This window comes from Streptomyces sp. NPDC006384, assembly GCF_042870695.1.
Classification (GTDB): domain Bacteria; phylum Actinomycetota; class Actinomycetes; order Streptomycetales; family Streptomycetaceae; genus Streptomyces.
In genome coordinates, this window is sequence record NZ_JBIAHR010000051.1 from 1 (window position 1) to 8,206 (window position 8,206).

The following is an 8,206-nucleotide window of genomic DNA, read 5'->3' on the forward strand; positions in this document are numbered from 1 at the left end:
TTCCCTGTCAAGTTCTGCGTGTTGAACTCGAAGGGGGGACGTGGGCCAGGGGGCAACAGTCAGATCTGACTCGTCTCAGCGCTTGGGGAGCAGGGAGTTGAGTCGGGTGAACAGCTGGTCGGCCCGCGTGATCGTTGCGGCGTCGATGCGGGGGCCCAACGTGGCTTGCTCGCGGAGGAGGACAGCCGCCGGCTTGTAGTGGTTAAACCGCGTGGTGATCTTCCGCTTTCTGAACACCGCTTCGATCTGCCGAACGACGCGCGGGTCCTTGGCATTGAGTTCCGAGGCGCTGATCGGCTTGGCGAGGTCGGAGGCGTAGGCCCGGTTAACGAGCTCCAGGTAGAAGTCGCGGTCGAACAGGTCCTCGACGTCTGCGTCGGCTGTGTTGGTGAATTCTCTGATCTCGACGAGGCCGTTCTTGGCGAGTTGGTCGTTGTCCCGGAGGCGCTGGACGGCCCCGACGTCCTTCGTGCTGGAGTCGACGAGGACTGCAACATCCAGCTTGTTCGCGCCTAGAAGAGTCACGAAGGTGGACAGCTTCCCAGAGCCGCCGATGGGGGTCTTGACCCAGCGTGGGTCCAGGCCAGTGGATCCGTTCGCCTCAGTGACGTCTGTTAGGACGTCGAGGTAGATCAGGTCGCTCGGGCCTTCGAGGAGAAGGGTGTGCTCGCCCACGAACAGCGTCTGCGTCATTTCGACGCCCATCGCCGCCAGAAGGGGGAAGGCAGTGTCCTCATCAGCCTTGAAGATCTCCGAGGAGACCTTCGCGCCCCCGCGCTCCATGTCGATGACCGTTCGGACCCTCTGGAGGTTCTCGGAGTCGACCATGAAGGGCGAGTGAGTGGTGTAAAGGACTTGGTGCTTGGGAGACAGGCGTTCGTCGATCAGACGGAGCAGGTCCTCCTGTGCCCGGCCATGGAGGGAGAGACCCGGCTCATCCAGGAGGAGGATCAGGTCCGTGGTGCCCGCCGCCTCCAGTTCGTTGAAGTAGGCCAGGAAGGAGAAGAACCAGACAAATCCGCGGGACCGGTCGTCGAAGGGCACCGAGGCCCGGTGGCGACGGTTGAAAACGCGGACCTGGAGGATCGGGCCCACGTCGAGAGGCGGCAAGGCCCCCGCCTCAGGCGGCAGGACCTTCAGTTGGACTTCCAGCTCGTTGTTCTGCGACCAGTACTCGAAGACTTCGTCGGAGATGACGTTGCCGGAGTTCTCCAGTTCGCGAAGAAGCCGCTCGTGCTGGTCAGAGTCCTTGAACTCCTCGGGCGAGACCCCCGCCATATCCAAGAGGCTGAGCAACGCCCGCTCACCGCGCTTGAGCTCCCCAGAGTCGCGCCGCCGGATCAGGTCGGGTAGCGCGACTTTGCCCGGCATCGAGTCGTACTCGGCGAAGTAGACGAACTTCGGCATGAGCCGCGAGGCGTACTGATCGATCAAATACAGCCCGAGATCGCAGTCGCGCCAGCCGCGGATGCGGTCAGCGAGCGCGGTCGCATCGGACGAGGGCTCTTGCAACTCGTCGAGGGTGTCAAGGAGGGCTTCGATCGACTTGGCGCCGGCGATCGTTTTAGCGGCGGAGGCCGGGAGGTCCAACGTGGACTTCAGGTGATCGACGACCGCGGCCTCGTTGTAGTGCAGCGTGAAGGTCTGGCCGCTCCTCCGATAGCCGATGGTGACATCGAACTCGGGACTCCGCATGGCCTTCGGGCCGAATTCTGCCTCGATCGCCTTCATTTCCGCGTCGTTGAAGCGGAAGGTCGCGCGGACCACCGGTATTCTCCGGCCCGCCGGGAGCTGCTTGCGTTCCCGGGTCTTGCGGGCGGGGAAGTCCACCACCTCATCGAAGACGGCGGGCTCCACGGGGTTCAGCCGGAAGAGTCCTTGCAGGAGAGTCGTCTTGCCCGACTCGTTCTTGCCGACGAGACATGTGACATCGGGCTCGACGTCGAAAATGTCGGAGTCCTCGACGGATCTGTAGTCGGTGATGCGGGCCTTGATCAGTTGCACTTTCGCCTGGGTCCTTCCTCGTGATCTGAGAGGAGGCCCGCCGTGCCATGTCGAGAGGCAATGATCACAACATCTTGGCACTGGGTGCCTTCGGTGTTGCGTTCGAGGTATGTTCCAGATGCCAATCAGGAGGAGACCCCGGTGCCCGTCGACCTCGACGTCGCCGGGGTCCTCTTTGAGCCATCTCTGAGAGTAACGGTCAGCACTGACAAACCCTCACGTTTTATGTCGCGTGCTCCATCAGTCCTGGCGAACGGCGAGAGAGGCCAGCAGGCACGTGGGGCTTGCGCTTGTCTGATCCTGTCCCCACTACTCTGGCTTCCCTTCAGCGGACAGGCGGCTGCGGCTGGGTGGGCAGAAGACGGACTACGGAACTGGGGGCCGTCAGCTGCTGGCGAAGCTGACGGTTCTCCAAGGTCAGCTGATTGACGACCCTGACCAGTGCTTCGCGGTCTGCGCGGAGCTGGGCGAGTTCGTCCTTGTCGTCCGACCGGAGTTCCTTCAGCTTGACGATCTGCTTGCGCAACCGCACTTCGACGTCGGTCGGCTGGCCCCGCTCTTTGACCTTCGCGTAGAACTCGTTCTTCAGATCGAGGTGGCGCTGGGTAAGAGCGTTGCGGGGAACGTCCGCCTCGGCAGCCAGGGACTTGATGGTCAGGGCGCCGTCCGAGCGCTCGGGCGTCCCGGCCAAGATGCGGTCCATGGCGGCATGGATGCGGTCGCGTTCATCGGGTGCAGGGCTCATGCGGTGTCCTGGAGGGTGATTCGGGTGCGGTGGTGGGCCTCAGCGAGGTCACGCAGACGGGCCGCGTTGCGGCGGAAACGGTCGGCGAGCGGGCCCGGGACGCGGGCCGCTCGCCCGTCGAGGAAGTCGGCGCGGTCAAGGATCTTGGTGATGTGCTGGTCGGTGCGGGCAATGTTCCCGCAGCCGGCGACGCATCGATCAAGGCTCGGGGTGTCTTTGATGCCACGATGGCAGAGAGCCTTTTCGCGCTTGTAGACACACATCAGCAGAGCGTTGGGATTGTCGTAGACGGCCAGCTGAGGGTTGGCAACGATCTGCCGGGCCTGACGCAGGCTGATGACCGTGCCGGTGTACTGCACTGCGGTGGCAGCGGCTGTGATAGCCCGCCGGGCGGCAGGTCCCGAGACGCCGAGGCCGTCTTCGAGGTCGTCGTGCAGGTCAGCGACGGTGTCAATGGTCGCCCGGGCGGTCTCGACGTCGAGGAGGTCGTGGATCCCGTCACGGCTTCGGGAGGCGTATCCGACAGATACGGAAGTTCGCAGGTGGCCGTACTGAATCGCCAGAGCGACCAGTCCGCCCGGACGACGGGCGATGTGCCAGGCGAGACTGCGGCGAAAGCGGGAAGTACCGATGCGGCCGTGCGGGTCCGGCGGTATGACCTCTTCGGTGAGCCCGTGCGCGGTGGCCTCCTCGTTGGCCCAGGCGACGAAGTCCTCGATCCGGTCTCCCATTGTCGAGATGGTGAGTGCCCCCGTGCCAGAACGGGTGTCATGCGCATCGTGGGCGAACAGCAGATCTCCGGTCGGGACCATCCGCTCCAGAACTCGAATAGCGTTCACCACCGGGGCGATGGCCACCCAGGGAACATCCCGGAGCTCGCCTTCGGAGCGGTGGTTGCCTTTCTCGTCCCGCGCCGTCTTGTAAACGGCACCGGTGATCAAATGCCGCCCCGTTTGCCCCTTGCTGTCCGGCTCGGGATCAGGGCAGCATCCGCTGCGAAGGCCGGCCACCTCGCCTGGGCGCATTCCTGTCAGATAGGCGATGACGATGAAGCATGCCGTGCCCAACTGGCGCGTCAAAGAGGCGCATTCGTGATAGTCGAGGGCTTCCCTCCATGGCTTGCCCCCCAGCATGCCGGTGACAGAGGTCTTTAGGGGGCAGGGCCCAGGACGCCGGACGGCGGCCTGCCGCCAGCCCAGTCGCTTGGAGGTCGCGGTGACCTGATTGTGTGAGGCTCCGGTGATCGCGGCGATGTAGGTGCGGGCGAGGGCCGGCTTTCCGCGCCAGGTCACCGCTGGGATGGGCAGGTCACCAGCGAGAAGCGGTTCCATGAAGGCCTTGAGCGAGGCCAGTGAGGCCGGAGTGGACTTGTTGGCGGCGGCGGCCGCGCGAAGTCTCTCCATTTCGGCCCAGGCGGTGAGGATGTCGTCGCTGAAGTCCTCGACCATGCGGGTGGCCCAGATCAGCATGGGGCCCATGGTCTGCTCGGCGATCGCCTCGGTGGTGTTCTCTCCCTCTGCGGTCGCCGCCGGCAGATAGTCGTCCACTCCTTCGGTCTCCCAGGGTGGGCAGCCGATCCCGCTGGGCCGGCTGCTGAGCTGGTCGAAGGCCCACAGCCTTGTCATGGAAGCCAGCATGTAGTGCACCGTGATGCGAGATGCCCCGCTGTCCCGCAGCGTGTGGCCGTATTCGCCTAGCACGTGCGAGGTGCAGTCGCTGAGCTTGGTGATGCCGCGTTCGGTGAGCCACTCGGCCAGCCGGGCCCAGACCCCGACGGTCTTGTTGGTCGACTCCGGGCCCTGCTGCGACCGCCAGGACGGACTGCGTGCACGCAGGAAGACGGACGACAGCTCGTTGTTGATCAACATCCAGACCAGCAGGCGCATCTCCTCGCGGAGTGCTTCGGGGAACGACGCCAGGTGGATCGTGTTCTGTGTGACGCCTGGATTGCCGTTCATGGGGATCAGGGGCCAGGACGGGTCGGCGAAGCACGCGATCGGCCCCGTGTAGCTGTCGACGACGCGGTGGGCGGGGATGACGGGTGTGTCCGGTCCGGGGAGGGCGGGAAGCTGAAGCGCTGCGGTAGCCGTCACTGGTCGAGGTCTCCGTTGAGCAGGTAGTCGATGAGTTCACGGTCGGCGGCGGTGACCTGCGTCAGGGCCTTGTCCCAGTCGGCTCCGAGGAGACGTTTGAGGTGTTCCAGCCGGGCGTGTGCGTCTCCCCAGTCGCTCTGCCACTGGCCGGGGTCCATGACGGTCCGCAGGTTGTCCAGGGCATGGTGAAGATGGGCGAGCCGGCTGTGGTGAGCGGGATGAACGCGGGCGTTCGGGCAGGCCAGACACATGAGGAACGAGGCCCCGCAGCCCCCGTCGTCGCTGGGGAAGGGACTGTTGTCGTAGTCATGGCAGTCGGCGGTGGCCGTCGGATGGTCCGCTGGATCGGCCGTCTCCCGCACTTGGGCGGCGAACGTCACCTCACGGGCCTTGGTGACGACCGACTCGGCCGCTGCCGCGATGACCGGAATGGCTGCTGCCTGGGCCCGGGGGTCAGTCAGGACGTAGGTGCTGTCGTGGGTGTCCTGGCTGTTCTGTCCGGGCTCCCGGCGGTGCACCACGTTCACCGTCCGGCGCCCCCGGCGAAACGGTGAGGACGCGAACCCCTCCGCCTCGGACCACACCTTCGCGGCCTGTCCAGTGATCCCGAACCGGAACAAGCCGGCGCTGTCCTTCTTCTGCCGTTCGGGGGTCTCCGCGTTGTCGGGCCTGGTAGTGCGCCAGATGACGAAGCGATCCGTGCCGGGGCGAAGTTCGTGGACAGCTGCCCGTGCGAAGACGGTGGCCTCCAGGGCCTGTGTGATCAGCCGGCCCGGGGTGTCCGCCCCGTAATCGGTGAGGTTGCGGGTCTCGAAGTAGTGGCCGCCGCCGCGCTTGCGTTTCTCCAGCTCGACCCGGTAGATCCGTTTGCCGTCCGTGCCGGCATCCGGCGTCGCCCGCGGCACCGCCAGACGGCTGATCACCGACAGGTTCCAGCCGTGCTCGGCCATCAGCAGCACCCCGAGCGCAACCGCTTCCATACGGGTCAGGAAGAGTCGCTGCCACGTGTGCTGGGAATTCTCGCCGCCCAGAACTCTCATGTAGCGGTGGATGATCCGGTTGCCGTGTGTCTCTGTCGCGTAGCAGGGAGGCTCGCCGGTTCGGGCGATGCAGTCCAGTGCCTCACCCAGCAGCCATTCGTCGCTGTCCCGGGCGAAGGAACCCGACCGCCAGTCGGCCAGGTGCCGGGCGTTCTCGGTGATCCTCAAGTGTGCTGACCGGAACGTTCGCCGTGCCCGGGAGGTGATTGCGGCGAACTCGGCGTCCTCGAAGGACGTCTCCGTCACCTTCGGCTGGGGTATTCGCTTGGACAGAGCTTCGCGTGCGTCGGCCGTCAGCCGAGGATCATCCAGCAGCAGGCCGCTCACTACGGTGAGTTCCTTGTAGCCGATCGTCTGCGTGTTCCTGCGGCTGAGTTCCCACTCCTTCCAGACCGCTGCGGTCAAGGCGTCGAGGTCGGCCACCGGTTCCTCAAGCGCGGACAGGTGCTCGGCGAACGTCTCCAGATGGACCCAGTGGTGTCTGCTGGTGAGGTGAGAGGCCCACCTGCTCGGAACGCAGCGGGCGGCGAACAGCCGGGCCAGCGACCTGCGCATGGCGTCGGAGACCGGCAATTCCCGGAAGTCGTAGGTCTCGACATGTCCGTCGCCGTCACGGTGCTTGACGACGAACCCGTCGGAGACGAGGACCGGTGGTCTGCGCTGGGGAGTTGTCGGCAGCGACGCTGTCCGACCCCGCCGGCTCATGCCGCCGCTCGCGACGGAACCCGCATCTTCGCGTCGATGTCCTGGATGCCCTCGGCTTCGCGCGCCAGGCGAGCGAACACATCGTCCATCTCCTGCTCTGTCTGCTCCCCCTGCCTGACCGCCGGGGCGGTGGCCAGCAAGGACCTCAGCTGCAGATCGGCGACCGGGGCCAGATACCGCTCCCGCGTGGTCTCGATGTGAGAGTGGCCCAGCAAGTCCTGAACCATCCGCCAGGGATCCCCATAGAGAAGCCGGTAGTCCCGCCGTTCCTCCGGGGTCAGACCCATCCGCTGGTCCAGCAGATGGTGCAAGATCACCAGCATGTAGAGGGCGAAACTGTGCCGGCAGGAATGGGGAGTCGCATAAGGGGCCTTGCTGCTGTGCGGATCCAGCCGGCGTTCCGATGCCGGGTCCAGAATGGCCCGGCACCGCTTGTTGGCCGCCGTGAAGACGTTCTCCCACGAATGCGGCTGAAACGGCAGGCCTCTTTCGTTCAGCCACAACCACAACGGCTCGGGACCGTTCGGCCCCTCGGTGTACCAGGTCATGCGCTCTTCCGCGAGCGCGTCCGTCAGCGCGACGCGGCCCATGGCGCCGTCGCGGTCTTGCCAGTGCACGATCGGCTTGGGGCCGCGTGTCACCTTCATGACCAGCCGCATGTCCCTGACGCCGTCGTATCGCCCCTTCGCCTGAGCCTTGCGGATCACCTCGGCTCGAGAGGAGTCGACGTAATTCTCGATGTCACCGACCACGCCAGCCGCGACGTAGTAGGTGCGGGCCTGCTTGGATCGTGTGACCGCCGCCGCCAGTCGGCCGGTGTAGTAGCGCCCGCCTTCGAGCCGGAGTGAGGGGACCTCGAACGTCAGCAGCGAGGCTCCTTCGAGCCGTCGCAGCCCGGACGAGTACAGCAACCGCACAAACGCGACGTTGCGGTCCTCCAGCCGACCCACCCAGCCCGGGGCGCGAAGCCCATCAGCCCCGCGTCCGCGCAGTCCGACATCCACCCAGAGCCGGAATGTACGAGGGGTCAACCAATGCACATTGCTGGCCTTGGTGTTCTTCGCCTTGTCGTCCGGGACCTCGATGATCTGTCCATAGCGGCCGGTCACTTGGTGAGTAGGGACAGGATTACGCGGCACGAACGCGTTCCTCGGCTTCGACGCCCACTTGTACAAGCTCATCAGCGCTGCCAGTTCGCGGACCCACTTGTTCCCGCCGACACGAACAGGGTTATCCAGCGAATCCTGACGCCAGTACTGGAAATCATTCACGTCGGATTCCACTGCCTGCGTCCATATCTTCCCGCGGAGCCACAGGAAGTTGAAGAACAGGCAGTGATCAGTGGTGTAGTTCCGCTTCGTCTCTGTCGTGTAGCCCCGGAAGGGGCTGCTGACGGTGTAGAGGCTGAGCAGCTCATCCACTCGGTAGTCCGGTGCCAGGAAAATCGGATCCCCGGGACGAACTCCCACAGACTCCTCTCGCTCCGCGAGATCAGCCCATCCTGCCAACGCAGCTCCAGGAGACCCCATCACCGTCTTCGTCGGTACCCAAAAAACACGCCACTTGTTCACGGAGCCACCCTGTCAGATCAGCTTCAACACGCTGATTCAACAGGGAAC

The 8,206-nt window shown here is 65.1% G+C and carries 5 protein-coding genes; all 5 read right to left on the minus strand.

The window, feature by feature from the left end; all coding sequences use genetic code 11:
* Nucleotides 1–75: 75 nt before the first annotated feature.
* Nucleotides 76–2,004, minus strand: coding sequence for an AAA family ATPase (locus ACFYOJ_RS36075; RefSeq protein WP_351346181.1), 1,929 nt, complete (start codon nt 2,002–2,004; stop codon nt 76–78).
* 325 nt (nt 2,005–2,329) lie between these two features.
* On the minus strand, nt 2,330–2,749 hold the full coding sequence (locus ACFYOJ_RS36080; protein WP_351346179.1) for a hypothetical protein: 420 nt from the start codon (nt 2,747–2,749) through the stop codon (nt 2,330–2,332).
* A complete protein-coding gene (locus ACFYOJ_RS36085; protein WP_351346177.1) occupies nt 2,746–4,842 on the minus strand; it encodes an integrase in 2,097 nt (698 codons plus the stop codon). Before ACFYOJ_RS36085 ends, ACFYOJ_RS36080 begins: the two co-directional genes overlap by 4 nt.
* Entirely contained in the window at nt 4,839–6,587 is a 1,749-nt protein-coding gene (locus ACFYOJ_RS36090) for a hypothetical protein (protein WP_351346175.1), read from the minus strand. The genes ACFYOJ_RS36085 and ACFYOJ_RS36090 overlap by 4 nt, the downstream gene beginning before the upstream one ends.
* Entirely contained in the window at nt 6,584–8,008 is a 1,425-nt protein-coding gene (locus tag ACFYOJ_RS36095; protein WP_351346173.1) for an integrase, read from the minus strand. The genes ACFYOJ_RS36090 and ACFYOJ_RS36095 overlap by 4 nt, the downstream gene beginning before the upstream one ends.
* Between the last annotated feature and the right edge of the window lie 198 nt (nt 8,009–8,206).